Source organism: Streptomyces sp. NPDC043176 (genome assembly GCF_056436715.1).
Genome location: NZ_JBWKCA010000021.1, coordinates 120,166 through 146,860 on the forward strand (window position 1 = coordinate 120,166; position 26,695 = coordinate 146,860).

Below are 26,695 nucleotides of genomic sequence, written 5' to 3' on the forward strand. Positions count from 1 at the left end.
GGAAGCGGGCCCGCCCCGCTCGGCGAGTCCACGAGGCCGTACGGGGGATCGGCGGAGCCGGGCCGCGACCGGGGCCGGCCGGGGTGGCCGGGGGACGTCCTGCCCGGGCGCCGCGAGCCGGGCCGGCCTTTCCGGCCGGGGCTCAGCCCGCCTCGGCCCCGGCGAGGTCGCCCCGCTGCCGGAGCAGGACACCGAGGCTGACGTACGAGTCGACGTGTCCGGCGGCGACGGCGAGCCGGTAGTACCGCTAGGCCTCCGCGGTGTCGCCGGCCTCGGCCGGCGGCGCCCCCATGGTGTGCTGGGCTGCGGGGTGCCCGGCGTCGGCAACGGGCCCGCCGGCGCGGCGGGGGCCGCCGGGTCCGGGACCGGCGGGGCGGGCTCCCCCACCTCGGCGACGGGCACCCCCCTGGAAGAGGCCCTCGTGTGCCCGGCCGCCCGCCGGTGCGACCGGGTGATGCTCGAAGGCGACGGCAGCTGCGATCTGTTCGCCACGCCGCTCCGCCTGGTGGGGCTGTGAGTCATGAGCGCGTTCGTGACGACGCTCGGCGGCGAACTCGCCGACACCTGGCTCTCGTCGCTCGTCTTTCCCGGTCTGCTCTCCCTCGCGGTCGCCGCGGCGGGCTCGTCCTCGGCCACCGGAACGCCACCGACCACACCCTCCTCGTCGGGCGCGTCGACCACCTCGCCGCGGGCCCGACGGCTCACTCCCCCGGCTCCGTGGTCCTGATCGCCGTGCTCGTCCTGGTGGCCTCCGCCGCCGTCCCCGCCGCGACCCGCCGCGCGGACTGGGGCGCCCTGTACGTCCTGCCGGCCCTGTGATGGCGGCCGGCCGCCCTCGTCGTCGCCGTCGTCTGGGCCCCCGCCTGGCGTCAAGGACGCCTGGCCGCCCGCGAGTTCGCCGAACTCGTCGAGTCCGCCGTCGACCTCCACGGCCGCGACCTCGCCACCGCCCTCGGCATCCCCTGCGAGGAGCGCCGCACCGCCGCCGCGGGCCTGGAGATCACCCGCGCCCTCCGCAAGGGCGTCTGACGCCACCCCGGCCACGGCGTGCACGGGCCGCCGCACCCGCCGGTGCTCGTCGGATCGGCCCGACGGCGGACTGCCGTCCCTCGTTCGGGGGCGAGCAAACGTTCCGTCGGTTCCCGTGGCGGGCCGGGACAGAAAGGATCACGGTGCCCCGGCCGTACGGGGCGACCCCGACCCCACCCAGTGAAGGTGCACCCGTGCTTCTCGTCATCGTCGTCGCCGTCATCGCCCTCCTCGCCGGCCTGGCCGCGAACCGGTTCCTACGGCCCCGGCTGATCACCGACGACGACGACTCGGGCATGGCGGTGAAGGACCTGGTCGGCCCCCTGCTGACCCTGACGGTGCTGCTGCTCGCCTTCGTCCTCGTCACCGCCAACGGTTCGTACGGCAAGGCCGAGGTCGCCTCCCGGGGCGAGGCCCGCGCCCTCGACCAGCTCGTCGAGACCGCCGAGTACGCCCCCGCGGCACAAAGGGCCGCCATCCAGGCCGACGCCGTCTGCTACGCCCGTGCCGTACGCCTGCAGGAGTGGCCGGCCATGGCGGACGGCAAGGGCTCTCCCGCCCCCAGCGTCTGGTCCACCGACTTCCGGCGGGTCTTCCGCGAGCTGGAGGGCAAGCCGGCCTTCGGCATGCTGATCGCGGCCGACAACAAGCGGTCGGACGAACGCGAGGAGCGGCTGACCCAGGCCACGGCCAGCATCCCCAGCGCCATCTTCTGGTTCCTGCTCGCCACCCTGACGATCACCGTCATCGCCCTCGGCATCTGCCTCCCCCGCAGGAACAACCGCGGCCAGATCCTCACCCTCGTCGTCATCACCGCACTGCTCACCACCGCCCTGTGCATCATCCGGGACGTCGACCGCCCCTTCGGCGGCATCATCGACGTCTCGCCCAACGCCATCGCCGAGGCCGAACGCCAGGCCACCCGTGACTTCGTCGCCCATCAGCCGGCCTCCGCCATTCCCTGCGACGACCAGGGCAACCGTCGCGTCGCCTGATCCCGGGCCAGAGGGCCGTTTCAGGCGCATGGGCAGGGGCAGTCGCCGGGGACAGGCACGTGAGAGGGACAAGGGGGTCCGGCTCAATGTCCACAGGAACACTTCTGGCCATCATCATCTCCGCGGCGGTGGTGATCGCCCTCATCGCCCTGGCGGTCACCCTGAACATGCGGCGCCGGCGCCGGCTGCGCGACCGCTTCGGCCCCGAGTACGACCGTACGGTCGACGACGTCGGCAACAAGCGGGCCGCCGAGCACGACCTCGACGCGCGCGAGAAGCGTCACGCGTCCCTCGACATCCGCCCCCTGTCCAGCGGGACACGGGACCGGTACGCCCAGAAGTGGAGCGGCGTACAGGAGGAGTTCGTCGACCGGCCCCAGGACGCCGTCCACGACGCGGACCAGCTCGTCACGGCGCTCATGCGGGAACGCGGCTACCCCACGGACGGCTACGAGCAGCAGATGCGCGACCTCTCCGTCGAGCACGGCCGCACGCTCGAACACTACCGCGCCGCCCACGAGATCAACTCGCTCAGCTCCTCACAGCGGGCCACCACCGAGCAGTTGCGGGGAGCGATGGTCCACTACCGCGCCCTCTTCGACGAGCTCCTCTCCGACGGCGACCAGTCAGGCCCCTCACGCGCCTGACGCTCGGCCCTCGGCGCATACGGAGGACACGACATGCACGACCACACATCGGACCCGACCGGCAGCGACGACCTCTCGACGGCCGACATCGCCGGGCGCCGCGACCCCCGACCCGAAGACCCCGACACGGCCTCCGAGCCACCACCTCCCACGTACCCGGGCGAGAGCACCGAACTGCCCGGCACCGCGGACAGGAGCGACGAAGACACCCGGCAGCGGGAAACCGCCGCGGACCGGCCCGAGGACGACACGGCGGAGGCGGAAGGGACGCCCCGGGACGACTGGGCGGGGACCGACCGGGCCCGGGACGACGCGGCCGAGACCGACCGGGCCCGGAGCGACGCGGCCGAGACCGACAGGACCGGGAGCGAGGTGACCGAGACCGACCGGACCGGGAGCGACGCGGACTGGAGCCACCGGACCGGGAGCGACGACGCGGGTGACGAGCGGGCGGACGCGGCGGACGCCGACGGCTCGCCACGGCTGCTGTCCCCCGAGGACGAGCAGGACTTCCGCGGCCGCTGGCACGAGATCCAGAGCCTCTTCGTCGACGACCCCCGTGAGGCGGTGCACTCGGCCGACGCCCTCGTCGCCGACGTCATGCGCACTCTGGCCGCCACCTTCGCGGACCACCGGCAGGACCTGGAAGGCCAGTGGAACAAGGGCGAGGACGTCGACACGGAGAGCCTGCGCACCGCGTTGCGCAAGTACCGGTCCTTCTTCAACCGTCTTCTCACCAGGTGACCGTCCGTCACCCGGTCACCCGGTCACCCGATCACCAAGTGACCGGGTGACCGGCTCCATGGCCGATCGCGCGGCTCAGTCGGGAGGTTCCGTGGACGTCCGGCCACCGCTCTCTTCCTTCTCCGTCCCGCGTCGCTCCGCCTTCCCGGTCGGGCGCCCGCCCTCCTCCTCGGTCTCGACGGCCGGCGGGCGGCCGGGGGACGCGTACCCCTGGTCCAGCATGTCGTCGAGTTCCTCGACGCCGATCGAGTCCACCAGGGCCCGCTCACGGTCCTCGGCCGAACGCTCCGGCCCGGTCGCGTCGTCGGGCCCCCGCTCCATCCGTGACATGGCGCGCCTCCTCTCGTCGCGTCGCCGCGTCTACCCGCTCCGTGCGCCGTGACACCCGGGGTGCCGTCCGGATGCGGGGCGTAGGGGCCCGGCGGACAATGGGAGAACCAGGGGGACCTACGTCAGGAGCACCGGACATGGGCCGGGAGCGCGACGAACACCGCAAGCGCGACGGGCGGGCGCGCCACGACATCCGTCTCCCCGGATTCGTCCGGGAGGACGGGATCGGCCTCGGCGACCTGGTGGGCCGGGCCACGAGCGCCGCGGGCGTACGCCCGTGCGGCGGATGTGCCCGCCGGGCCCGGCGGATGAACGAATGGGTCACCTTCTCCAAGCGGCACCGCTGACGCACGCGGTCGACCGACGACGGGACACGGGGAGCCACTCAGGGAGCCACTCATGAGCGATGACACCGTCATGTCCGAGGCGACGGCCACGACGGCCGCGCCGTCCGCGACCCAAGGGCTTCACGAACACGGCCATCCCTTCGTCTTCGCCATCGGGCAGATCCGTGCCCGGTTCCGCGACCCCGGGGTCGAGCAGGAGTTCACCCAGGTCGTGGCGGCGACGGACACGAACGGGCTGACGACGGACGAGGTTCTGCGTGAGGTGATCGGCCGGCCCGAGAACCGCTACCTGGCGCGGCAGATGCAGTACGTCCTCACGATCCAGGGCGTGGAGACCTATGACGTCGTGCCGAGTTACTCGGGTGACTACGACAAGCTGATCGAGGCCCTCCGGCCGGCTCCCACCCCACTCGACCTCGATGTGGTGGTCGGCGTGCGCGGTCACGCGGCGGCCGACTCCTGCAGCGGTCCGGCCCTGCCGGTCGTCGAGTTCCACCAGCTGTACTCCTTCGACCGCCGGTCGCTGTTCAGGGCGATCCAGAAGCCCGAGGGCATGTCGACCAAACGCTTCCGGGCCGCCGCCGACGCCGTACTGACCAAGATCCTCCAGATCACCGAGAACGCGGGGGGCACGCCCCCGGACCGCGCCGCGAACTTCGTGGCCTGCCGGTACGCGGCCGTGTACACGAAGACCTTCGAGGCGTTCGCCGACGACTACGCGTTGACGGCGATCACCGTCCGGCCGGCGGCGGTCGGCGGTGACCAGGGCGTCATGACCTTCACCGTGACCTACACCAGCCGCACCACCGACCTCACGGAGAAGTACTCCGTACAGGTCTCCACCCAGTACATGAATCCCTATCTGCTGACCCGGCTCACGCCGAGCCTGTGAGGTGAGGTGAGCGCGGTGACGATTCCCGGATTCACCGCCGAATCGAGTGTGCGCGGCGCCTACGGGGTCTTCCCCGCCCAGGTCGACTACGCCGCCTGCAAGTTCGAGTGCGCACACGAGTGCACGAACGCGTGCAAGCACTCCTCGAACCCGCAGTGCAAGCAGAGGTGCCAGAACCGCTGCATGAACACCTGCCTCTGCACTCCGACGTGCACCACGAGGACCTACTGCGACGAGTACGGGACGACCATGGAGGTCGAGACCTGCGTGGACTGCGACGGGCACGCCACGGAATCACAGCCGAGGAGAATCAAGCCCACGTGCCCCTGAACGGCCCCCAGGCGGATCCGGCCCGTCTGTCCGCCCTCACGGCGCGCACCGCCGGACGCCCTGATGTGGTGGTCGGTGTGGTCGACGGAGCCGTCGATCCCGGCCATCCGGATCTGGCACTCCAGGCCCTGCGGTTCGTCGGCGCCCGGGTCCCCGCCGGGGAGCCGGGCGCGATCGCGGGTCACGGGACCCTCGTCGTCTCCTCGCTCGGCGCCCGGCCCACCGCGACCGGGCCCGGCATCTGCCCCGGCTGTTCCTTCGTCGTACGTCCCGTCCCGGGGGTCGACGTCCCGCCCGCCACGCCCGCCGACCTGGCGGGCGCGCTGGTGGACGTCGTCGGCGCCGGAGCCCGGGTGGTCAATGTGAGTCTGGCGCTCGAACGCCTTCCGTACGCGGGCACCGAAGACGGCGACCCCGGCGTCCGCGTGTTGCTCGACGCCGTCGAACTGGCCTGTCGCCGTGGGGTTCTCGTGGTCGCCGCGGCGGGCAACGACGGCGGGATCGGCGGCTCCCCGCTGGTCCGCCACCCCTGGGTGATCCCGGTGGTCGCGTGCGACGGCGGGGGGCGCCTGCCGGCGACGTCGACACTGGGCCGGGCCATCGGCCGCCGCGGTCTGACTGCGCCGGCGCTCCCCCGCGCGCTCTCCGGGACCAGCGCCGCCGCGCCCGTCGTCACCGGGGCCGTGGCACTGCTGTGGTCGCTCTTCCCCGGTGCCTCCGCCGAAGCGGTACGGGACGCCGTCACCAGGCCCCGGCCCCCGGCGCGCCGTACGTCGGTGGTCCCCCCGCTGCTCGACGCGGCGTACGCGTACGACGTCCTGCGGGGAGCGGATGCCGCGCGAAGGTGAAGGCAGACGCCGGTCGAAGCGCGTGTCGCGGGTCAGATCGGGCGCCGGTCGAAGCGGATGTCGCGGGTCAGATCGGGATCGTGTCGAGGTACGAGATCCGGCGCGTCGTCCTGCCCTGTTCCGGGCTGTCCGGGAGGACGTCGTACTCGCGTACGACCACCCGCATCGGCCGGGTTCCGACGGCCGCCGGGAGCGCGACCGTCCGGGTCCACACCCCGATCGACCCGGACCCCGCCTGACGGTCCATCGGCACGGGCGGTGCGGTGTCGAGTTCCATCCAGCCGGCGTCGTCGGGCAGCAGCGGGCTGCGGAACTGCACGCTCACCGTGAACTCGGACGTCAGGCCGTCCAGACCGGGCGGTGGTTCCGGTGCCACGACCGACACCTTGACCGGCGAGTTCACCGCCGTTCCGCCGACCTCGATCCTCGCTCGCCGGTAGGCGGGGAGCTGGACCCAGCCGGCGTCGACGACGGGGGACGCCCGCAGGTCCCCGGGTGCCGTCAGCGAGTCGGGCTGGAGCCGGACCACCATCAGGTGGACGAAGGGCTGGTAGAGGGTCTCCGCCTTGAACCGCACGTCCGCGTACCACAGACGGCGCTGTCGGTCGTACTCGACGGGGAAGCCGAGGGCGTGGCCCTGGTCGAGGCGTACGTCGACCGCGCGTTCGTCCAGGTGGGCCGGAGTGGGGTACGCCATGGCGGGGGCGCCCGCGCTGTCCCTGATCGGGTCACGGCCCCAGGCGGTGGCCCATTCCCGTGCGCCCGACGAGTCGATGGAGGTCGTGGCGTCGACGACCCGTACCCCGAGGAGTTCGCCCTCCCCGGTGAGGTACCAGGGCCGCTTGAGGTGGACGCGGACCGTGCCCTCCTTGCGGATGCTGGTCGTGGCGTTGCCCGTGGTGGTCCGCTGCCAGGTGAAGGCGGGCACCACCGAGTGCACCACGGGCGCCGGGGGCCGTACGGTCGAGGGCACGTGGAGCGTGACCGGTGGACCGGCGCGGGTGACGGGGGGCACGACGTACGAGACCTCCACCTTCGCGCCGTTGGCGATCGCGCCGCCGTCGATCCTGGCGACCTCGCCCGTGCCGTCGTACACGGTCACGTCCGTGCCGACGCGGTACGTGGTGCCGGTCCCTCTCGGGGTCCCGTCCGCGTTGAGCTCCTGGGCGACGGCGGCCCGTACGACGACCGTGCCCGGGACGAAGGCCTGGGCGATCTTCTCGCGGTTGACGCCGCTGAGGGCGACCGTACGGCGCTGGGTGAAGTACGGCACGAAGCGCGACGCGCCGATCGGTGTGTACGTGACGACCCGGTGGCGGGTGTCACCGGGGTCGTGGCGGCTCCGGAACGGCATCTTCGTCAGCGCGGGTCCGCCCGGAGCGCCGAGGGAGTCGGTCTCGGGGCGGAGCACGGCCGACGCCTGCGACGTCACCGGACCGTCGCCGGTCAGGTCGGAGTACTCGGTCCACGACGCCACGGTGTGCACGGCGAGGGTGGAGGCGCCGTGGACGGCCATCACCGCCTCGTCGAAGGCGTACACGGTCTGCGCGGGCTGCCGGAAGACGCGCGGTCCGGCGAAGGTCGGCGGGGTGACGGGGCAGCGTACGGCGTGGACCAGGGTCAGCCCGGTCGCCGGGGTGAGCTGTCCGATCCGTCCCGCGAGGACGGCGCTGAGGGCGGCCTGGTAGTCGGTGGGCGACAGGACGGAGATCGTTTCGTCCCGCTCGCTGCTCCCGGCGGGGCCGAACCGGTCGGGGGCGGTGCTCGCCGCGTCGGCGAACAGTTCGTGGACATCGGATTCGAGGCCTTCGGCAGGGGCTCTTCCGATCGCCCCGTCGCCGGTGTCGGCTCCGGGGGCCGGGCCGTCGTCCGGTGCGGGGCCCGCGTCGGGTTCGGGGGCTTCGGCGGCCCTCGCCCGCTCGGTGTACCACCGCCACTGGCCCAGCAGGTCCTCGTCGCCCGGTGCCAGGACCGAGCTCAGTGTGGCGGGGAAGGACGCGGCCGGGTGCAGCTTCACGCGGATCGTCCGGGCGACGGTGTCGACGACGGCGGTGGTCTGGGTGCTCCCGATCGGTCCGGCCTCGACGACGAGCCGCATCGGCAGCCGCTGGTGCCAGTCGGCGCCGCCGGAGGGCCAGGTGGTGACCAGTTCGGGCGTGCCGGGTACGCCGTGCAGGGCCGGGCCCCGGCACAAGGGGTCGGGCAGCCAGGGCCGTTCGATCGTGTCGGTGTCCCGGTACGGGCTTCCGCCCGCGCCCGGGTCCGGGGTGCCGGTGATCTTCCCGCCGTCGTACTTCGTCAGCAGGGCGTGGACGGCCGGGTCGGGACGGTGTCCGGCCGCGAGGTCGAGCACCCCGTGCCGTTCCGCCAGTTCCACCGAGGCCTTCGGCGGGAGCAGATGCCGCTCGCAGGTGGGGCCGGTGACGACGGCCGCCGGATTGCCGTTGTCGGTCCGGACGACGAGGTCGACCGGGGTCTCGCCCGCGGTGACGGGGCGGCGGAGCACCAGGACGGGCGCGGGCACCGGGTCGTAGCGGGAGAACCTCAGGGGAACGGTGGCCGGTTCGCCCGACACGGGGGCGACGGTGAAGGGGGTGCTGCGGCCCGCGAGGTCGACCAGACGGGCGCGGAAGCGGTAGGTGCGGCCGAAGCGGAGGGCCGGCAGGGTGCCGGCAGGGCTGTCGACGTCGGCGACGAAGGGCAGGGCGGGGTCGGTCTGGGGGCCGGGATCGGTCAACTGGCCGTCGACGCCGATGGTCCTGCCGTGGGGTTCGGTGACCAGACTCCAGTTGTTCCAGCGGAAGATGGCCTGGGTGAGGCATCCCGTGTCGTTGCCGCTCAGGTCGGCGCCCAGGGTGACGGCGTCGGTGACGGCGCCCTCGTCCGCGATGGGAACGGTGCCGAAGCCGTCGACGGTGTACTTCCCCTCGCGGCCGCACAGGGGGAACCAGCGCTTCGAGCCCGCGTCGTGGACGTCCACCCGGATGCCCTGCTGGACGGTCGACGCGTCCAGGGTCTTCGCGTCGCCCTCGCCTCCGTTCGCGAGGTCCTCGTCCATGGAGGCGACGGTGGCGAGGATGTTCTGGAAGGTGACCTGGCGGTTCGCCTCGGCGACGAAGATGCCCGCGGAGCGCAGCGCCGGCGGCTTGATCTCGGGCGGGTGTTCGTCTCGGGGCAGGGATCCCAGGGCCTGGGCGTAGTTCTGGAGGGCGAGCCCGCCCGCGTCGAGGTCGACGTCGATCGGCGTGTAGACGCTGGTGTCGTTCAGCGGCAGGAAGGGGGAGGCCGAGGTGCCGTTGGGGCGGGCGAGGGTGAGTTTCCCGTCGCGGGCGAAGCACCGGGTCCGCGGCCGGTAGTTCTGGATGAACTGGAGCTGGTGCGGCACGGCCTGGATGGTGACGGGGACGTTCAGGTCCGTGGGGAGGACGATGGTGTAGCGGCGGACGAGTCCGAGGGGGACCATCAGTGTCGGGTGGTCGGCGAGGGCCGCGAGCAGGGCGTGGAATTCGAGCGGACTCGGCGTGCCGGCGCCCATGCGGGGGCGTTCGCGACCGGTGGGCGCCATGGGGCGGTGGAACTCCGCGAGCCGTGTCCACCCTTCGGGGTCGTCCGCGTCGTCGTCCTCGACGGTTCCGGTACGCAGCGGTTCGCGGCGGAGTGCGGCGATGTCGGGGTCCGGGTGGTCGGGGGCCGCGACGCGCCGGACGAGCCGCTCGACCGTCTCCCATTCGGGGCGGCCCCGGGGCCCGTCCGCGGAGCCGTCCGGCTCCCCGTCGCCGTTCCGGACGGCGGCGTCGACGGAACCGGCGAGGCAGCGGGTGAACACGTCGGAGAGGGCTGCTCCCACTTTCGCTGCGGGATAGGACCGGAGGGGCTCCGTGATCTTGTGCCGGGCGAACACGAAGGGCTCGACGAGGAGCGACCCTGGGAAGAGCGTGTGCCAGAGCGCGGCGTTCGGGGGGGTGTCGACGAGGGTGGCGACAGGGCTGATGGAGGTGTTGTCGGCCTTCTTGACGATCACCGTCAGCGGTTGGAAGGCGAGGGCGGTGAAGGCGGCGATCTGGGTGTAGCGCGAGAGCGGGAGGACGGCGCTGCCGGGCGGATCGCCCTCGTCGTTCGAGAGCCGGATGCTGAGGACGAGGGACAGCCGGGTCGTCCCGGGCGCGTTCTGGGGAGCGGCCGGGTCGGGCAGGAGGGTCCACACCAGGGTCTGCTTGATCATGACGCGTCCTCCAGGGCGGCGAAGGCGGCGCACCTCTCGCTCCACGCGTTCTGGGTGGGGAAGGCATCGCTGTACACGGGGTCTCCGCCGCCGCCGAACCGGCGCTCCAGCGACATGTTGACGGACTGGGAGAAGAAGGCGACGCGTACGCGGACGGTGACGCTTGCGGTGCCGACGATGTCCGTGCGTGTCGGGCCGTTCGGTGTCGCGGGGTTCTTGGGGACTTCGACCGTCTTCAGGGAGAGGTAGAACTCGACGGAGACGCTGATGACGCCGAGGACGTCGAGGGCGCCGACGGCCCGCAGGAACCCCTCCAGCAGGCTCGCGCCGTCCTTGAGCTTGAGGTACACCCCGGCGGTGATGGCGACGGAGCCGCTGGCGACGCCCAGGTCGAGGGCGGCGGCTGCGCCGAACTCCAGCTGGGCCTCCAGGACGGTGACCCGGCCGGATTCGACGGTGAGGGAGAAGTATCCGCCGCCGCCGAGGAGGGAGACGGTGACGAGGAAGGGGTGGTCTCGGGAGGAGACGCTGAACGTGGTGCGGACGGCCGCTCCGTCGAAGGGGAGCCGTACGGTGATGGACAGGGCCAGGTTCTGGAGCAGGAACACCCCGGCGCCGACGGTCGGTACGGCGAGTCCGTGGCCGACCTCGACTCCCTCGGGGTCCACCGTGACGCGGGGCCCGTTGGCGGGTGACGGCAGGTATTCGCGGAGCTTGTTCAGGAAGCGGAGGTCGCCGTCGAATCCCACGTCGCCGATCTTGACGTCGAGGTCGGGGGTGGTGCCCGGTTTTCCGGTGAAGGCGATCCGCCGGAACCCGACGGAGAGGATCTTCGCGAAGGTCAGCTTGAAGTCCCGCAGCTCGCCGCGGACTTCGGACGTGGCGGGAGAGCCGTCGTAACGGGCGAGGCTGACGGAGGTGATGTCGAGGCTGTCGGACCGCGTCGTCGTCAGCGGCCCGAGGGTCGTCACCTTGATCGTGGGGCGCCAGATCATCTCGGTCCGGACGCCGGTCGGCGGCCCGCCCCCGGCGTGGTCGACGACGGTGATGATCTTCGGGGCGCCGGTGCCGTCGCCTCTGCCGGCGGTTCCGGGTTCGACCAGCTTCGTCAGGTCGATCACTCCGAGCAGTCGGGTGGGCAGATCGCCGGCGGTCGCGGGCGGTTTGAAGTACGCGCTCGGGTCGAACCGTCCGGCGGCGGCGGTGTCCAGTTTGCCGCCGACGAGGCCGGAGGCGGCGGAGAGCCCGCTCACCTGCAGTGCCATGGCGGCGACGGCTCCGGAGGTGGCGGGCGGCGGTGCGAAGTCGGCGCGCTTGGGCAGGGCCGCGTACACCTGGTGGGAGGCGGCGAGGCCGCCGGACACGTACGCGTCGTACAGCTTGAGCTGGTGGACGGTGCCGGTGACGGCGGGCGGCGCGGCAGCGCTGACGCCGGCGGCGGCAGGCGGGGGCGACAGGGCGTCGAGGGCCGGGATCCGGGCGCCGACGGACAGCAGCCGGGGGTGTACGGCCGGCCGGCCGGCCGCCTTGAGCTGGGCGGGGGTGGCCTGCGACCGCTGGGCCCCGACCCGTAGTTCGGCGATGTCGAGCGTCGACTTCTCCTCCGTCGTGCCGCCGACGGGGGCGAGTTCGAGGCGGCCCGTGGCGTTCAGGGTCAGGGTGTTGGCCTTGTTCTCGCACGCGGCGACGGCGGCGCTCAGGTCGCCGTAGGCGAAATCGCCCCGGATGAAGAGCAGGGGGGCGGTGAAGTGGACGCGGTGGCCCAGCCGGTCGTCGGCGCTGAGGGCGAACGACAGCTCCGAGGCGGGGGCGTCGGCGCGGTTCACCCAGTAGCCGAGGGATGACACGTCGGCTCCTTTGGCGGTCTCGGTGTCGGTCGGCTGGTCGATCCGGACCCGTACGAAGGGGAACGCCCGGCCGCCGTCGGGGAGGGCGGCGACGCCTTCGTAGGTGATCTCGGGCTTCAGTACGGTCAGCCGGACGGCCTGGACGAGGCCGAGGTCGAGCCGTCGTTCGGTGCGGGTGGTGACCTGGACGGGGAACCCGAACGGCAGCAGGAAGCCGCGTTCGACGACGTTGACGAAGATGTCGCGGCCGCCCGTCGAGCGGTGGCGGTACATCGTGATGCCCGGCCCGTCCCAGTCCCCGGCGAGGTCGACGTGGGCGCCGAGCGCGGAGAGGAGGAGCCCGTTGGCGGTCACGGGGCGGACCTTGGTGGCTTTGTGTATCTGGTCCCGGTGGGCGCCGGAGAGTGAGCTGACGAAGGGTTGCGCGAGGCGGGGAGGCGCGACCCCGGCGAGGTCCACCGGACCGCCCTCGTACGGCCGCGTGGCCGCGGGGGCGATCCGGGTGTGCCAGATGCCGGTGGCGCCGGAGCTGCCCGTGACGGGGGCGGTCACGTGCCGCCACGCCAGGTCGGCGGTGGCGGGCCCGAGGAAGAGACCCCACACGCATTCCAGGACGGTGCCCGCCTGAGCGGCCTGGAGCGCGGCCCAGGACAGCAGCCCCTCCGCGGTGAACGGCACGGTCGTGCCCGGGAGGACGCGCAGGGCGACGGTGCTCTCGCCGGAGTACCGCACCCGTTTGGTGCTTTCCGTCGCCGCCGCCAGGAGCGTGGCCTGCTCCAGGACGGACTGCGGCGGGAAGTGGGCGGTGATCGTTCCCGCGGTGCCGGGCGTGGTGGGGCCGAGGACGACGGCGCCCGCCGCACCCGAGCGGGAGATGTTGGAGAAGGTGAAGTCCAGGACGACCATGTCCTCACGGCGGAGGAGGGTGACGGTGCTTCCGTCCATGGGTGTCCCCGAGGCCGCGGCGCACATCGGCACCAGCTCCCGTGATCTCTGATCTGCGATCTGTGGAACCCCGCCGGGCGATGCCTCCCCCTCTTTTCAGTATTTCATCGTCAGCAAAGGGCTGCCAGCGGGCAGATGACCGATCGATAGGTGTCCCGTCAACCATCGGATTCCGGATACGGACGGTAGTCACGTTTGCCTGCCACGTCTTCGGCGAGGAGCATGGATCGCAGGCAGTGCAAAGGAGTTGACGCCTTCCGAGGAGGCGCACCATGGGAGCCAAGGTCTATTTCGTCAAGGGCGGCAATTACGCACGCTACAAGCTGGACCCGGACCCCGGCACCGTCGAGTACGTGAAGCCCATCGCGACGAACTGGGGCAGCATGGCCGCGCGTGGTTTCGCCGACGGGCTCGATGCCGCCGTGAACGACGGATCGGGATTCGTCTACTTCTACAAGGGAGGCACATACGTCCGCTACAGCATCGCGGCGAACAACATCGTCGACCTGGCGGGCGAGCCCCCTTACCCGTGGCCCATCACCAACGGATGGACGACCGACCTCACGGGTACCGGATTCGAGGACTACATCGACGGCGCCCTCGACGTGGGGGACGGAACGTGTTGGTTCTTCCACGACAGCGAATGCCTGCGGCTTTCCGTCCCGACCGGGATCATCAAGGGTCCGGACAAGATCTCGACCCTCGTACCGAGCCTCGCCGACGCGGGATTCGGCTCCGACATAGACGACGCCGTCCGTCTTCCCAACGGGAAGGCGTACATCTTCAAGGGCGACCAGTACGTTCGCGCCGATCCCGTCACGCTCGCCGTGGACGCCGACTACCCCCTGACGACCGGCGTGTACTGGAAGGGTTTCACATCGGCGTTCACCGCGAGGGACTTCGACGCGGTGTGGATCAACCCGGCTTGAGGCCGGGAGTGCTTCCGGGCCGGCCCGGCGGTACGCCTCCCCTGGAACGGCCCGGGTCTCGGAGGTGAGACCCGGGCCGGTCACTCGGGGGATGACTGTCGTGGGTGGGTCGGCGGGTGGGCTCCTGCATGGTCACGCAGTGGGCTCCGCCACCGCCGTTGCCTTAGAGGTTGTCGAGGTTGAGCTGGACGACGGGCCGGCCCTTGGCGTCGGTGGCGTTGGCCAGGACGTCGTACAGGGCCTGGGCGTTGGCGGTCCACACGTCGGGCCGTACGGCGCCGGCCGGCTGCACCATCACCACACCGGGCTTGATGTATCGGGCGGTTCCGTCGACGTGGCCGTCGGTGACGTCCTGTCCCTTGACGCCGGGCAGCCAGATCATCTTCCGGGCGCCGAAGCGGGGCAGCAGTTCCGCGACCGGGCCCCGGAAGCTCCGTGCGGACGGCGCGGCCCCGGCTCGGCTCTGGACGGCCGTCGTGATGGCGGCGCCCGCGGCGACGGTGAGGCCGGCCGCAGCCGGGAACCGGCGCCTGTTCAGGCCGGGGCCCGCATGGCGGGCGACAGCGGGAGGCCACAGCCCGCGTTCCAGGCGTATCCGGGCGAGTTGGGCCGCCGTGAACAGCAGCAGCCGGTCCCGCTCGGTGGGAGTCAGAGGCATGCCGCCCCTGGCTCAGAGGTCCGTGCACCTGCGTGTCCCGTTCATTTCCCGGAGGCCGGAGGTAGGATACGCGTCACCGTGGCACGGACTGAAATATCAGTCAAGTTCATGGGCCGAAGAAAACCGCTGCTCACCGGGGCGGCGAGCAGCGGCGGGAAGAACGCCGGAAGCCCCGGCGGCCCGTAAGGGGCGTCAGTCGCCCAGCCGGGCGATCTCGGCGTCGATGGCCTCGGTCATCAGGGCCCGGGCGTGGGTGATCTGGAGCGTGCCGCTGAGCCAGCGCATGCTGAGACCCTCCAGGAGGGCGGTGAGGCGCTCGGCGGACGCCGTGAGGGCGACGGCCGCGGCCATGGGCCGCACCTGGCCGAGGAGGGCCGCCACCTCCTGGACCCAGACGAGCGTGGCTCGCGCCAGGTCCTCCCGGAGGAGGTCGTCGAAGACCGCGCTGGCCCGCAACTCGCCCCAGGCCGTGCTGTTCTCCCTGACCTCGGTCGTGTCCTGGAGTTCCAGGAGGAGCGTCCGGTCCAGCTCCTCGCGCGGACCGAGCGGTTCGGCGTCCGGGTCGCGGTCCGTCGTGTAGCGCTCGGCGCGGTCGTTGATGAACTCCAGCGTCTTGCTCAGGATCCCGGCGCGGTCCTTGAAGTGGTAGTAGATGAGCGCGGTGGACACGCCCGCCTCAGCGGCGAGCTCCTCCACGCGCAGACCGCGGACCCCGCGCCGGGCGATCACCCGGGCTGCGGCTTCGAGGATCTGAGTGCTGCGAGACGCCATGGCCGGAACCTTACCGGGCGCGTTCCGTCGACGTGATCAGGGCCCTGGAGCACGACCGTGCGGCCGGCGCCGGCCGCACGGTCGGCTTTCGTCGCCCGCCACGACCGGTCTGCGCCACCCGGACACGGACATCGACGTCGACGCCGACCGAGCCCCTGATCCTCGAGGTCCGCGCACGGCCCGGCCTGCGGATCCAGAACGTCACCGGCCACGACTTGACGGCCCCCACCACCCCGCTGGGGAAGCCCCGATGAGCCGGCTCGCCCTGGTGTCGAAGACCGTCGTCGCCGTGGCGGCCGGCGTCTTCCTCGACGTCGGCGCCGCGGGGGCCCCGCCTGCCCGTCCGGCGTCCGACGCGGATCCGGGCAGGGGGGCACCGGAGGACCGTCGACCGGGCCGGGCTCGCGACGCCCGGTCGGCGGGGCGTCGTTCGCGTCCGCGGCCTACGCGTGCGCGCGGCAGAAGGCGCGTACCGCCGCCGTGAAGGCCTCGGGTGACTCCAGGTTGCTCATGTGGCCGACGGCGGGGAGTACCACGAGCTCGGCGTGCGGGATGGCGTCCTGGAAGGCGTGGGCGACGTCCAGGGGCGAGCGGGCGTCGAGCTCGCCCCACAGGAGCAGGGTCGGCACCGTGACGCGGGGCAGCAGGTCCGTCTCGTCGGCCTCGGCCATGAGGGAGAGCTGCGCGCCCATGGTCTCGGGCCGCACGTCACGGCTCATGGCCTCCAGGACCGCGGCGAAGCGCTCCGGCGGGCCGTCGGCGTACAGGCCCGGCAGGGTCGGGTCGAAGTCCTCCCGGGGCGCGGCGAGCATCCGCCGTGCCCCTTCGACCCGCGCCGCGACCTCCTCGGGCGGCAGCGAACCCTTCCACCCGGCGTACGTGTCCACCATGAGCAGCGATCGCACCAGGTCCGGCCGCCACCGGTAGAGCTCCAGGACCACCGTCCCGCCCCAGGACAGGCCCGCGACCTGGGCGGGCCCGGGCCCCACGTCCTCGATCACCGCGGCGAGGGCGCGCGCGAAGTCCGCGAGCCCGTAGCCCGCGGGCAGCGCGCCGGACCGCCCGGACCCCGGCTCGTCCCAGGCCACCACCGTGAACTCGTCGGCCAGCGACTCGACTTGCGGCTGCCACATCCGCCCGTCGGCTCCGGCACCGTGGACCAGGACCAGGGTCGGCCCCTGCCCCGTCCTCGTATAGGCGACGTCGACGCCGCCGACCCGCACGACTGCCATGTCTTCAGGCTAGGGCCCGCACGCCGGATCGGCGCCGGATGGCCGCGGGCCCGCCCACGGCCGGCGGGAGGCCGTTGCGGACGTCGACGCGCACCTGCCCCGGCTCCCCGCGGACGAGGGCCTGGACCTCCGACGACGCCGCCGCCGCGTGCTTGTGCACGTCGGTCAGCGCCTCGCGGATCACCCGGTCGCCGGCGTGCCGGGCGGTGGGGCTCTCCCCCGTGAGGCCCTCGTCGGCCCATTCGAGCCGTACGGCGATGCCGGCGGTGTGGGACTGGGCCACCAGCGCGGCGACCTCCGCGTGCGTGCCGGTGCGCGCGGTCAGCGGCTCCGGTGGGCCGGACAGCGGGTCCTCCGCGCGCAGGACCCCGAGGACGTCGCGCAGTTGCGCCAGATGCACCGCGCCCATGCCGCCCGCTCCCAGCCGGCCTGGAGGCGGTAGCCGCCGCTCTCGCCGAGGGTCGTCGGCCGTCAGCGCCGCGTGGGCGGGGTGTCCACCGCACTGCTCTCCCACCCCTTCAAGGACCGGGCCGGCATCCTGCGCAGCACCTTGGAGTTCATCGGCGACCGGGCCGACCGGTACACCTCCGAGGAGGAGTGCGCGGACCGGCCGCCCGGCGCCCGGCAGGAACTGGAGCAGACGCTGCTCCTCAAGTTCCAGGACCTCCCCGAGGCCCGCGGCCCCGGCATCTTTCCACCCCCCACATTTGACTGAATTTTCAGTCAGTGTCAGAGTGGGCGACACGAAGGCCGTATCCCCCTCGTGGTACCGGCGATACACGGAACGGTGCGTGCAACCTGTTCGCGGACGGTGCACGAGCGGCAGGCCGCGAGCCGCGCCCCACCCCGAACTCCTCTCCCCCACCGAGCGCCCGGCACCGCACGCACACGATCGGAGACCCCATGTCCGACCTCCCTTCCCGCCGCTCGGCCCTGCGCGTGCTCGCCGGGCTCGGCGCGTTCGCGCTGGGCGCGACGGCGTGCGGTCCCGGCGGCTCCGGTGACCCGGGCACCTCGGCCGGTACCTCCGCCCCCGGGCAGGCCGCGCCGACGGGCGAAGGGCGCCGGATGCCGGCCGAGTGGGAGAGCCACGCCCGCACCTTCATGTCGTGGCCCGCGCTCGAGTCCGTCTGGGAGGACGACCTCCCCTACGTACGCGAGGACATCGCACGGGTCGCCCGCGCCATCTCTGAGTACGAGTACGTCGTGATGATGGCCCGGCCCGAGCAGCTGACCGGCGCGCGGAAGGCGTGCGGCTCCGGCGTCGAGGTCATCCCCCTGCCCGTCGACGACCTGTGGGCCCGCGACACGATCCCCGTCTTCGTCGAGCAGGACGGCGCCGTCGCGGGAGTCGACTTCAACTTCAACGGCTGGGGCGACAAGCAGACGCACGACAACGACGCGCAGGTCGGCCGGCTGCTGCTGCGCGAGTACGGGATCCCCCGCGTCCAGGCGCCCCTCGTCGCCGAGGGCGGCTCCTTCGAGACGGACGGCGAGGGAACCCTCCTGATCACGGAGAGCTCGATCGTCAACGACAACCGCAACCGCGGGAAGTCCCGTGCGCAGATCGAGGAGGAGCTCAAGGAGCTCCTCGGCATGGACAAGGTGATCTGGCTGAAGGGCGTGCGCGGCGAGGACATCACCGACGCCCACGTCGACAGCCTCGTGCGGTTCACGGCGCCCGGTGTGGTCCTCCTGGACCGGGCCTTCCCCGGGATGCCCGCCGACTCCTGGTCGCGCTCCTCCGACCAGGCCATGACCGTGCTGAGCGAGGCGACCGACGCCCAGGGCCGGGAGTTCGAGGTCATCGACCTGCCGCAGCCCGACCCGGACCTGGTCACCGGCTACACCGACGACTTCCTGTCGACCTACGCCAACTTCTACGTCGGCAACGACGCGGTGTACATGCCGAAGTTCGGCGACAGGAAGGCCGACGACCGGGCCCGGGGCATCCTGCGGGACCAGTTCCCCAAGCGGGAGATCGTGCAGCTGGGCATCGACACCATCGCCACCGGAGGCGGCGGGATCCACTGCGCCACGCACGAGCAGCCCGGCAAGCCGGTCGGGTGACCACACGATCCACGGAAGCCCCCGTGTCCTCCACCCGACGGCAGAAGCCGGGCCGGGGCCGGAGGCCTCGGAGGAGCGCGGGACCGTGGTCTTCGACATCGACCTGGTGCGTTCCCACAGCGTGCTCGTCTTCGCCGTCTTCATGAGGGCCGCCATGCGGGCCCTCGCCCTGGCGGTGTTCACCGGCAGCCGGTTCCTCGTCACCCGGCGCATGGGCCCGACCTGGCCCGACCTGGGCTGGAGGGCCGCCACGCTCTTCGCCCTGGCGGCCTTCCGCGACACCGCCCCGGGCACCCCGCCCATCGGGCCCCTCCTGGGCCACGTCGCCTCCCTCTGGGCCGAGACCGTCATCGCCTTCCGTCTCGTCACGGTGGTGGCCACGGGCTTCACGACCGAACGCCGGGCGGCGCGCGCCGACGCGCCAGGAGGCCGGTGCGGACGCCAGGCGGTCGCGACGCGCGCCCGGCGTCCGCGGCGCCTCTGACACGATGATCCGATGGGTGACACAGAGACCGGCGGCGGCGACGCCCCGAAGGCGGGGGCGACGCCGCGGCGGCGCCGGCGCGATCCGGAGTGGACGTACGCGGCGCTGGTGGACGCGCTGCTGGAGCTGATCTCCGAGAGCGGGCGCGAGCCCACGCGCAAGGCCATCGCCGAGCGGGCCGGGGTGTCCGAGCGCACGGTGTTCGTGCACTTCGCCGACCGGGAGGCGCTGTACGTCGCCGCCGCCGGGCGGCAGGCCGAGCGGTGGCGGGCCCACGCGGAGGCGGTGCCCCCCGCCTGGGAGACGGCACGGAAGGTACGGGCGCTGCTGACCCAGCGCGGCCGCATGTACGAGGTGATGACGCCGATCCGCAGGATCGGGCTCGGTCTGGAAGCGGACTCGCCGGGACTGCGCGGGGTGATGACCGAGGGCGACGCCTGGTTGCGGACGAACCTCGCGGAGCTGTTCGCGCCGGAGCTGGCCGCGGACCCCGGCGCCCGGCGGGCCGGCGGGCTCCTCGACGCGCTGGAGGCGGCCTCGTCGTGGGCGGTCTGGGACCACCTCAGGGCCCGGCGCGGGCTCGACGAGGCGGCGGCCCGCGCGGCGATGGGCCGCACGCTCAAGGCGCTCCTGGGCGTCGCCGCGGGCCCTGGCGCGGGCGGTCCGGAGGCGCCGACCCCTTGACTCGTATTGCAGTCCGACTGCAATAGTGGGCGCCCGACCGAGAAGGGTGCACACTGCCATGACTCCGATGAACCGGCGCGGCTTCGCCGTGGCCGCGATGGGCGCCGCGGCGGCCGCCGTCTCGCTGAACCCGCAGACCGCCGAGGCACTCGCCGGGCGCCTCCCCACCGGCGCCACGGCGACGCCGACGGAGACCGGAGGGCTGCCGTACGACGACGACGCCGACTTCACCGACGCCGACCGCGGGTTCGTCGCGGCCTTCACCGGCGGGCCGATCACCGGAGCCGCCGGGAGGACCGTCTGGGATCCCGCCGCCTACCGGTTCCTCGCCGAGGCGGCGGACGGCGCGGAGGCGCCCGGCACCGTCGACCCGAGCCTGTGGCGGCAGGCCCGCCTCCTGTCCCGCCAGGGGCTCTACCGGGTCACCGACCGGATCTACCAGGTCAGAGGCCTCGACCTGTCCAACATGACCCTCGTCGAGGGCGACACGGGCATCATCGTCATCGACCCGCTGATCTCCGCCGAGACGGCCGCCGCGGCCCTGCGGCTCTACCGCGACCACCGCGGAGACCGACCGGTCCGGGCCATGATCTACACCCACCCGCACGTCGACCACTTCGGCGGCTGCCGCGGCGTGCTGCCCGACGGCGCCGGGGACGTACCCGTACTCGCCCCGAAGGGCTTCATGGAGCACGCGGTCAGCGAGAACGTGTACGTCGGCACCGCGATGGCCCGCCGCGCCGCCTACATGTACGGCTCCACCCTGCCCAAGGACGCGGGCGCCCAGGTCGGCTGCGGGCTCGGCCTCACGGTCTCGCTCGGCACGGTCGGGCTCATCGCGCCCACCCGCCTCATCGGCACCACCGGCGAGGAGGTCACCCTGGACGGGGTGCGCATCCGGTTCCAGATGACCCCGGGCACCGAGTGCCAGGAGGAGATGAACTTCCTCTTCCCCGACCTGCGCGCGGTGTGCATGGCGGAGAACGCCACGCACACCATGCACAACGTCCTCACCCTGCGCGGCGCCCAGGTGCGCGACGCCCACGCCTGGGCCGGGTACCTCACCGAGTCGATCGGCCTCCACGCCGGCGCCGCCGACGTCGCCTTCGCCTCCCACCACTGGCCCACCTGGGGCAACGACGCCATCGTCGCCCTCCTCACCCACCAGCGGGACCTCTACGGCTACCTGCACGACCAGACCGTCCGGCTGATCAACCGGGGCATGACCGGCACCGAGATAGCGGAGACGTTCCGGCTCCCGCCCGCCCTCGAAGGCGTCTGGGCGAACCGCGGCTACTACGGCTCCCTCAGCCACAACGTCAAGGCCGTCTACCAGCGGTACATGGGCTGGTTCGACGGCAACCCCGCCCACCTGTGGCAGCACCCGCCCGTCGAGGAGGCCCGCCGCTGGGTGGAGTCCCTCGGGGGGCAGGCCGCGGTCCGCGCCCGCGCGCGGCACTACGCCGACCGGGGCGACCTGCGGTTCGCCGTCACGCTGCTGAACCACGCCGTCTTCAACGATCCGAAGGACGCGAAGGCGAAGCGTCAACTCGCGTCGCTCTACACGCGGTTGGGCCGGGCCGTCGAGAACGCCGTGTGGCGGAACTTCTATCTCACCGGCGCCCGGGAGCTGCTGCACGGGGTCACCCCGCACGCCACCGCCACCCTCGGCCCCGACATGTACCTCGCACTGACGACCGGCCAGATCATCGACAGTCTCGCCGTCCGCGTCGACGGGCCGAAGGCCTGGTCGCTCCGGCTCGCCGTCGACTGGCGCATCGGCGCCGACTACTGGCACCTGCGGCTCGGCCACGGCCTGCTCACCTGGACCACCGGCAGCCGCCCCTCCCCCGACGCCGGCCTGACCATGACGATGACCAAGCCCCAACTCCTCGCCCTGCTCGCCGGGAAGGGCACCGCCGGCATCGCCATGACCGGCGACCCGAGCCTCCTCACGAGGCTCCTCTCCGTCCTCAACACCCCGGACACGGACTTCCCGATCGTCACACCCTGACGTCCGGCTCCCTCACGGGGAGTGACGACCCCGGCACGGCAGGGACGGCCGGGGGGAACGTGACGTTCCACGGGGCGTGCCCCTCACTGGGTGTACCGGGGCAGTCCTCCCGTGTGATCGTGCGGGTATATGCAGGTCCGTCTTCCGCATGGGCTGGTGCATACCGGCGGCTTCCGGTGCATGCTGTGCAGCGAGAGCGTTCGAGTTCCTGTGTGGAGGCCGAAAGAGTGAACGGCGGCAACCGGAGGCGGCGCGTGAACAGCCGGGCTTCGGGTGGGCGGGGCTCGGCGGTGCGCCGGTCGGGAGGTGCCCGCGGGCGGTCTGCGCGGAGCGGCGAGGGCGTTCCGCTCGACCGGTCGTCCACGCGTGGGCGGCTCGCGTGGCTGAACTCCGCCGGGTCGCGGATCGGGACGACGCTGGACCTGGAGCGCACGGCCCAGGAGCTGGCCGAGTTCACGGTGCCGGGCTTCGCCGACGGAGCGGCCGTCGACATCCTGGAGAGCGTCCTGCGCGGCGAGGAGGGCTCGCGGTGGACGGGCACGGGGGTCCCCGCGATGCGGGCGACCGCGCTGTCCGCCGTCGAGGAGCTGTCCTCGCTGGAGCCGACGCCGGTGGGCGAGACGTTCGTGCGCGCCGAGGAGCAGCACGAGACGCTGCTGCACCGGTACTGCCTGCGGCAGGGGAAACCGGTCCTGCTGAGCCGCATGCGCAACGACGACTACATCAAGGTGGCGCCGACGCAGAGCGCCGCGGCGAAGATGCGCGCCGCCGGCGTGCACAGCTACCTCGCGGTGCCCCTGATCGCCCGCGGGCTGCTGCTCGGCAGCGCCGACTTCGTGCGCGGCTCGGGGTCGCCGCCGTTCTCGGCCACGGACCTCGCCCTCGCCGAGCAGCTGGCCTCGCAGGCCGCCGTCTTCATCGACAACGCCCGGCTGTACGGACGCGAGCGCGAGCACGTGGTGTCGTTGCAGCGCAGTCTGCTGCCGCGCGTCACGCCGGTCACGCCCGGTCTGCGGGTGCACGCCGAGTACGCGCCGTCCACGGGGCACCACGAGGTGGGCGGCGACTGGTACGACGTCATGGCGCTGCCCAGCGGCCGTACGGCTCTGATGGTCGGCGACGTCATGGGGCACGGTCTGCCCGCCGCCGCGACCATGGGACGGCTGCGCGCGGTCGCGCGCACCCTGATGACCCTGGACATGGCCCCGGAGCGCGTCCTGGCCCGGCTGGACCTCGCCACCCGCGACCTGGAGGACGAGCAGGTCGCCACCTGTCTCTGCGCGGTCTACGATCCGGCCGACTCCACGTACACGCTGGCCAGCGCCGGGCACCTGCCCCCGCTCCTGCTCGACGGACAGGGCTCCGCCGACTTCGTGGACCTGCCGATCGGCGCACCGCTGGGCGCGGGGGTGATCCCGTACGACCCGGTCCGGCTGACGGTCCCCGAGGGCGGCGACCTGGTCATGTACACGGACGGCCTCATCAAGTCCCGGCAGGCCGATCCGGAGCACCAGCTGGAGCTGCTGCGCTCGGCCGCCCGCGACCTGGGACCCGGGGGGCTCGTCGGGGGCGCCCTGGTGGACCGCGCGCCGGCCGGTGACTCCCGCTTCGACGAGGCGGTGCTCCTCTCGGCGACGACCACGGCGACGGCGACCGCGACCACGGCGACCGCGACCGCCCCGGCCTCCCTGTCCGGCACGTCCGGCATGGCGGACGCCCTCGGCGGCGCCGCGGTCGACCTCCGTGTGTGGCGACTGCCGCAGGAGGGCCGCGCCGCGTCGGTCGCGCGGGGTCTGGTCACCGAGCAGCTCGCCGCGTGGGAGCTGACGGAGCTCGCCGACGTGTGCGAACTCGTCGTCTCCGAACTCGTCGGCAACGCCCTGCGCTACGGCAACGGCCCCGGCGAGCTCCGGCTCCTGCGCGGCGAGCGCCTCGTCGTCGAGGTGTCCGACACGGGCCCCGACCTGCCCCAGATCCAGCACGCCGACCTCAGCGACGAGGGCGGCCGCGGCCTGCAGCTCATCAACATGCTGTGCCGGCGGTGGGGTTCCTGCCGCACGGTCACCGGCAAGGTCGTCTGGGCGGAGCAGAACCTCCACTCCTGACCGGCTGCGGAGCCGGTCGGGAGTGCGCGCCCGGTCCCGGCGGCCCCGGGGTCAGGCGCGCCGCTCGTGGGGGATCTGCTCGCCCGCCTCGACGGCGACGGGAAGCCGGTTCTCGGCCGGGGGCAGGGGGCAGGTGGCGAAGTCGGTGTAGGCGCAGGGGAGGTTGGTGGCGCGGTTGAAGTCCAGGACGACCGTGCCGTCGGGTCCGGGGGCGTCGACGCGGAGGTCGCGGTTGGCCGCGTACGTGGTGACGCCCGAGGTCGCGTCGGTGAAGAGCACCGTGAGGCTGCCGGGGGTGTGGCCGTTGAAGGCGGTCAGGCTCAGCTCGCGGCCGTCGAGGCGGAAGGCGATGCGGCCGGGGGCGTCGTAGACGTGCTTCAGGCCCTCGACGGAGGCGCCGACCGTGGTCGGGCGCGGTTCGGGGAAGGGGAGGTAGCGGCCGGTGACCACCCAGCGGGGATCGGGCGCGTAGGCGGGCGTCCCGTCGAACGCGACGCGCAGCGGATGGCCGGGGTCCCTCGGGCGCACCACGTCGTGGCCACCGCGCTTGGCGACCTCGATCACGATGTCGCCCCACACGGCGTCGACGCCGCCGCGCTCGGGGATCGGCCCGAAGGTGTGCCGTCCCCGGATCGCGGTGTCGCCGACGACGAGTTCCGTCCCCTCGTCGAGTGCGACGGTGACGCCGTCGGGTCCGGTCGACCAGGCTCCCGGCACTCCGGGGAGGCTTCGCGGCTCGGCGTCGAGCCAGTGCAGGCCGGTGATGGCGAGGAAACCGTGCTCGGCGGCGAGCCGGGCGTCCTTGCCGCGGTGCCATTCCTCCCACTCCTGGACGAAGTCGGCGGTGGCGGTGGGGTCGGGGGCGGTCGGAGTGCTCATGGGTCCTCCTGCGAGGTGGGTGACGGCATGGGGCGCGGCCCGCGCCGCGGAAGGCCGGGGCAGGGGGAACGGACGGCCGGACGGGCCGCGCGGGGGTGGCGCCCGGAGGCGCGAGAGGGTACGCCGGGGTACAGGGCCCTGCGGTGGCGGCGGGAGCCGGTGGGGAGGGCCTCGCTGTCAGCCCGAACAGGACGTGGTCGTGACGCGCGCGTAGTCCACGTGGCGGCGCATCACGAGCAGGGTCATGGGGTCAGCAAAGCACAACCCCCGTGCGGAGCACCAGGGTCACTCGCGCGGAGGACGCGGAACGCCCCCGCCGTGGCGGGGGCGTCGCGGGGCGGGATCCGGAGTGCTCGCCTAACGTCCCTGGAGAGCCTTGACGTTGTCGCCGAAGGTCCAGTTCTTCGAGCCGTCCCAGTTGGCGGACCAGGTCATGAGGCCTTTCAGGGCGCCGCCGTAGCGGTTCCAGGCCTGGGCGACGGCGGTCGGGGTCATGTGGCCGCCGCCGGCGCCGGGTTGGGCGGGGAGGCCGGGAACCTGCTTGTCGTACGGGACGCGGATGGTGGTGCCCTGGATGACGAGTCCGCGGTGGAGGCAGTCGGTCTGGGCGACGAATCCGGCGACGGTGCCGGCGGAGTAGGAGTCGCCGGAGCAGCCGTACATGCTGCCGTTGTAGTACTGCATGTTCAGCCACCACAGGCGGCCGTTGTCCGCGTACTTCTTCACGAGGGGGAGGTACGCGCCCCAGATGGAGCCGTAGGCGACGCTGCCGCCGGTGACGTACGCGGTCTCGGGTGCCATCGTCAGCCCGAAGCCGGCGGGCATGCGGGCGAGGACTCCGTCGATGATGCGGACCAGGTTGGCCTGCGAGGTCGAGAGGGTGCCGATGGAGCCGCTGCCGACGAGTCCGGTCTCGATGTCGATGTCGATGCCGTCGAAGTTGTAGGTCTTGAGGATCGGTACGACGGTGTCGACGAACCGGTCGGCGACGGCGCTCGAACCGAGGTCGATCCCGGCGGTGGCTCCGCCGATGGAGAGCAGGAGGGTGGCTCCGGCGGCCTTCGCGCGGCACATCTCGGCCGGGGTGGGGACGCGGACGGTGTTGTCCATGCCGTCCTGCCACAGCACCGTGCCGTCCGAACGGATCACGGGGAAGGCCGCGTTGATGACGTTGTAGCCGTGGGCCGCGAACCGCGGGTCGTCGATGGGGGCCCAGCCGAAGGGGGGATGAACGCCGTTGACGGCGCCGTCCCAGTTCTCCCAGTACCCCTGGAGCACCTTTCCGGCGGGCTTGGGCTTGAGGGGGCAGGTGTCGGCCGCCGGGGCCGCGGCGGCGGGGGCCGGGGCGAGGGCGGTGGGGGCCGGGGCGAGGGCGGTGGCGACGAGGGCGGTGGCGGCGAGCAGGGTGGTGAGACCCGCTCCGAGTGCGCGGGTGATCCGGTGGCCTGGCATGCGTGCTCCTAGGACGTGGGGGTTCCTAGGGGTGTCGCGCGCGTTCCAGCAGACCGTAGGTTGGTCCAGACCTTTCGTCAACACTCCTTTCCCACAAGGGACTTGAACGTAGAAGCGGGGGGTGGCGGGGGGGGGGGCCCCGCCACCCCCCCCCCCAGGGCCCCCCGGGGCCCCCCCGGGCGGGGGGGCGGGGGCATGTCCACGGGGGCCCCCCCCCCCCCCCCCCGCCCCCAGAGGGCGG

25 protein-coding genes are annotated in these 26,695 nt (G+C 72.8%); 16 read left to right on the forward strand and 9 right to left on the reverse strand.

The window, feature by feature from the left end:
• The first annotated feature begins 214 nt into the window (after positions 1-214).
• The 5 genes from AC067A_RS29005 (at position 215) to AC067A_RS29025 (ending at position 3,415) form a co-directional block, all read left to right on the forward strand.
• Positions 215-517, forward strand: coding sequence for a hypothetical protein (locus AC067A_RS29005; RefSeq protein WP_479245432.1), 303 nt, complete (start codon positions 215-217; stop codon positions 515-517).
• A gap of 3 nt (positions 518-520) precedes the next feature.
• Positions 521-727, forward strand: coding sequence for a hypothetical protein (locus AC067A_RS29010; protein WP_479245433.1), 207 nt, complete (start codon positions 521-523; stop codon positions 725-727).
• A gap of 496 nt (positions 728-1,223) precedes the next feature.
• Positions 1,224-2,024, forward strand: coding sequence for a bestrophin-like domain (locus tag AC067A_RS29015; RefSeq protein ID WP_479245434.1), 801 nt, complete (start codon positions 1,224-1,226; stop codon positions 2,022-2,024).
• Positions 2,025-2,110: 86 nt separating this feature from the next.
• Positions 2,111-2,671, forward strand: coding sequence for a hypothetical protein (locus AC067A_RS29020; RefSeq protein ID WP_479245435.1), 561 nt, complete (start codon positions 2,111-2,113; stop codon positions 2,669-2,671).
• Between the two features lie 33 nt (positions 2,672-2,704).
• Complete coding sequence (locus AC067A_RS29025; RefSeq protein ID WP_479245436.1) at positions 2,705-3,415, forward strand: hypothetical protein; 711 nt, start codon at positions 2,705-2,707, stop codon at positions 3,413-3,415.
• Positions 3,416-3,490: 75 nt separating this feature from the next.
• Here AC067A_RS29025 and AC067A_RS29030 read toward each other — a convergent pair whose 3' ends face one another.
• Positions 3,491-3,745 (reverse strand): hypothetical protein, encoded by a 255-nt coding sequence (locus AC067A_RS29030; RefSeq protein ID WP_479245437.1) that lies wholly within the window; start codon positions 3,743-3,745, stop codon positions 3,491-3,493.
• 137 nt (positions 3,746-3,882) lie between these two features.
• On the opposite strand from AC067A_RS29030, the gene AC067A_RS29035 reads away from it, so the two are divergent.
• Genes AC067A_RS29035 through AC067A_RS29050 form a run of 4 tightly spaced genes read left to right on the forward strand, consistent with a single transcriptional unit; the run spans position 3,883 to position 6,162 of the window.
• The gene (locus AC067A_RS29035) at positions 3,883-4,092 is read left to right on the forward strand and encodes a hypothetical protein (protein ID WP_479245438.1); all 210 of its coding nucleotides are present in this window, start codon (positions 3,883-3,885) and stop codon (positions 4,090-4,092) included.
• A 52-nt stretch (positions 4,093-4,144) separates the two neighbouring features.
• Positions 4,145-4,984: a cyanobactin maturation protease PatG family protein gene (locus AC067A_RS29040; RefSeq protein WP_479245439.1), complete on the forward strand. Its 840-nt coding sequence runs from the start codon at positions 4,145-4,147 to the stop codon at positions 4,982-4,984.
• Between the two features lie 15 nt (positions 4,985-4,999).
• Positions 5,000-5,314, forward strand: a complete 315-nt coding sequence (locus AC067A_RS29045) for a hypothetical protein (RefSeq protein ID WP_479245440.1) — start codon at positions 5,000-5,002, stop codon at positions 5,312-5,314.
• Entirely contained in the window at positions 5,305-6,162 is an 858-nt protein-coding gene (locus AC067A_RS29050; RefSeq protein WP_479245441.1) for a S8 family serine peptidase, read from the forward strand. Before AC067A_RS29045 ends, AC067A_RS29050 begins: the two co-directional genes overlap by 10 nt.
• A 67-nt stretch (positions 6,163-6,229) precedes the next feature.
• Here the strand turns inward: AC067A_RS29050 and AC067A_RS29055 are convergent, their stop codons facing one another.
• Together AC067A_RS29055 and AC067A_RS29060 are read right to left on the reverse strand one after the other, a co-directional pair.
• Positions 6,230-10,384, reverse strand: a complete 4,155-nt coding sequence (locus AC067A_RS29055; protein WP_479245442.1) for a hypothetical protein — start codon at positions 10,382-10,384, stop codon at positions 6,230-6,232.
• The gene (locus AC067A_RS29060) at positions 10,381-13,176 is read right to left on the reverse strand and encodes a hypothetical protein (protein WP_479245443.1); all 2,796 of its coding nucleotides are present in this window, start codon (positions 13,174-13,176) and stop codon (positions 10,381-10,383) included. The genes AC067A_RS29055 and AC067A_RS29060 overlap by 4 nt, the downstream gene beginning before the upstream one ends.
• Positions 13,177-13,448: 272 nt before the next feature.
• On the opposite strand from AC067A_RS29060, the gene AC067A_RS29065 reads away from it, so the two are divergent.
• Positions 13,449-14,105, forward strand: a complete 657-nt coding sequence (locus AC067A_RS29065) for a hemopexin repeat-containing protein (protein ID WP_479245444.1) — start codon at positions 13,449-13,451, stop codon at positions 14,103-14,105.
• Between the two features lie 163 nt (positions 14,106-14,268).
• On the opposite strand, the gene AC067A_RS29070 is transcribed toward AC067A_RS29065, so the two are convergent.
• From AC067A_RS29070 to AC067A_RS29085, 4 genes are all read right to left on the reverse strand, one after another.
• Entirely contained in the window at positions 14,269-14,763 is a 495-nt protein-coding gene (locus AC067A_RS29070; protein WP_479245445.1) for an agmatine deiminase family protein, read from the reverse strand.
• A 192-nt stretch (positions 14,764-14,955) separates the two neighbouring features.
• On the reverse strand, positions 14,956-15,534 hold the full coding sequence (locus AC067A_RS29075) for a TetR/AcrR family transcriptional regulator (RefSeq protein ID WP_479245446.1): 579 nt from the start codon (positions 15,532-15,534) through the stop codon (positions 14,956-14,958).
• Positions 15,535-15,977: 443 nt separating this feature from the next.
• Complete coding sequence (locus AC067A_RS29080; RefSeq protein WP_479245447.1) at positions 15,978-16,766, reverse strand: alpha/beta fold hydrolase; 789 nt, start codon at positions 16,764-16,766, stop codon at positions 15,978-15,980.
• A 4-nt stretch (positions 16,767-16,770) separates the two neighbouring features.
• On the reverse strand, positions 16,771-17,175 hold the full coding sequence (locus AC067A_RS29085; RefSeq protein ID WP_479245448.1) for a sensor histidine kinase: 405 nt from the start codon (positions 17,173-17,175) through the stop codon (positions 16,771-16,773).
• A gap of 81 nt (positions 17,176-17,256) precedes the next feature.
• Here AC067A_RS29085 and AC067A_RS29090 point away from each other — a divergent pair, with 81 nt between their 5' ends.
• The 6 genes from AC067A_RS29090 (at position 17,257) to AC067A_RS29115 (ending at position 24,123) form a co-directional block, all read left to right on the forward strand.
• Positions 17,257-17,481: a hypothetical protein gene (locus tag AC067A_RS29090; RefSeq protein ID WP_479245449.1), complete on the forward strand. Its 225-nt coding sequence runs from the start codon at positions 17,257-17,259 to the stop codon at positions 17,479-17,481.
• Positions 17,482-17,669: 188 nt separating this feature from the next.
• Positions 17,670-18,836: an agmatine deiminase family protein gene (locus tag AC067A_RS29095; RefSeq protein ID WP_479245450.1), complete on the forward strand. Its 1,167-nt coding sequence runs from the start codon at positions 17,670-17,672 to the stop codon at positions 18,834-18,836.
• Positions 18,837-18,843: 7 nt separating this feature from the next.
• Positions 18,844-19,320, forward strand: coding sequence for a DUF4436 family protein (locus AC067A_RS29100; protein WP_479245465.1), 477 nt, complete (start codon positions 18,844-18,846; stop codon positions 19,318-19,320).
• A gap of 12 nt (positions 19,321-19,332) precedes the next feature.
• Complete coding sequence (locus AC067A_RS29105; protein WP_479245451.1) at positions 19,333-20,004, forward strand: TetR/AcrR family transcriptional regulator; 672 nt, start codon at positions 19,333-19,335, stop codon at positions 20,002-20,004.
• 58 nt (positions 20,005-20,062) lie between these two features.
• Positions 20,063-22,018, forward strand: a complete 1,956-nt coding sequence (locus AC067A_RS29110) for an alkyl/aryl-sulfatase (protein ID WP_479245452.1) — start codon at positions 20,063-20,065, stop codon at positions 22,016-22,018.
• 254 nt (positions 22,019-22,272) lie between these two features.
• A complete protein-coding gene (locus AC067A_RS29115; RefSeq protein ID WP_479245453.1) occupies positions 22,273-24,123 on the forward strand; it encodes an ATP-binding SpoIIE family protein phosphatase in 1,851 nt (616 codons plus the stop codon).
• A 51-nt stretch (positions 24,124-24,174) separates the two neighbouring features.
• Here AC067A_RS29115 and AC067A_RS29120 read toward each other — a convergent pair whose 3' ends face one another.
• Both AC067A_RS29120 and AC067A_RS29125 read right to left on the reverse strand, forming a co-directional pair.
• On the reverse strand, positions 24,175-25,002 hold the full coding sequence (locus AC067A_RS29120) for a DUF1684 domain-containing protein (protein ID WP_479245454.1): 828 nt from the start codon (positions 25,000-25,002) through the stop codon (positions 24,175-24,177).
• A gap of 357 nt (positions 25,003-25,359) precedes the next feature.
• A complete protein-coding gene (locus AC067A_RS29125; RefSeq protein ID WP_479245455.1) occupies positions 25,360-26,454 on the reverse strand; it encodes a chitinase in 1,095 nt (364 codons plus the stop codon).
• Between the last annotated feature and the right edge of the window lie 241 nt (positions 26,455-26,695).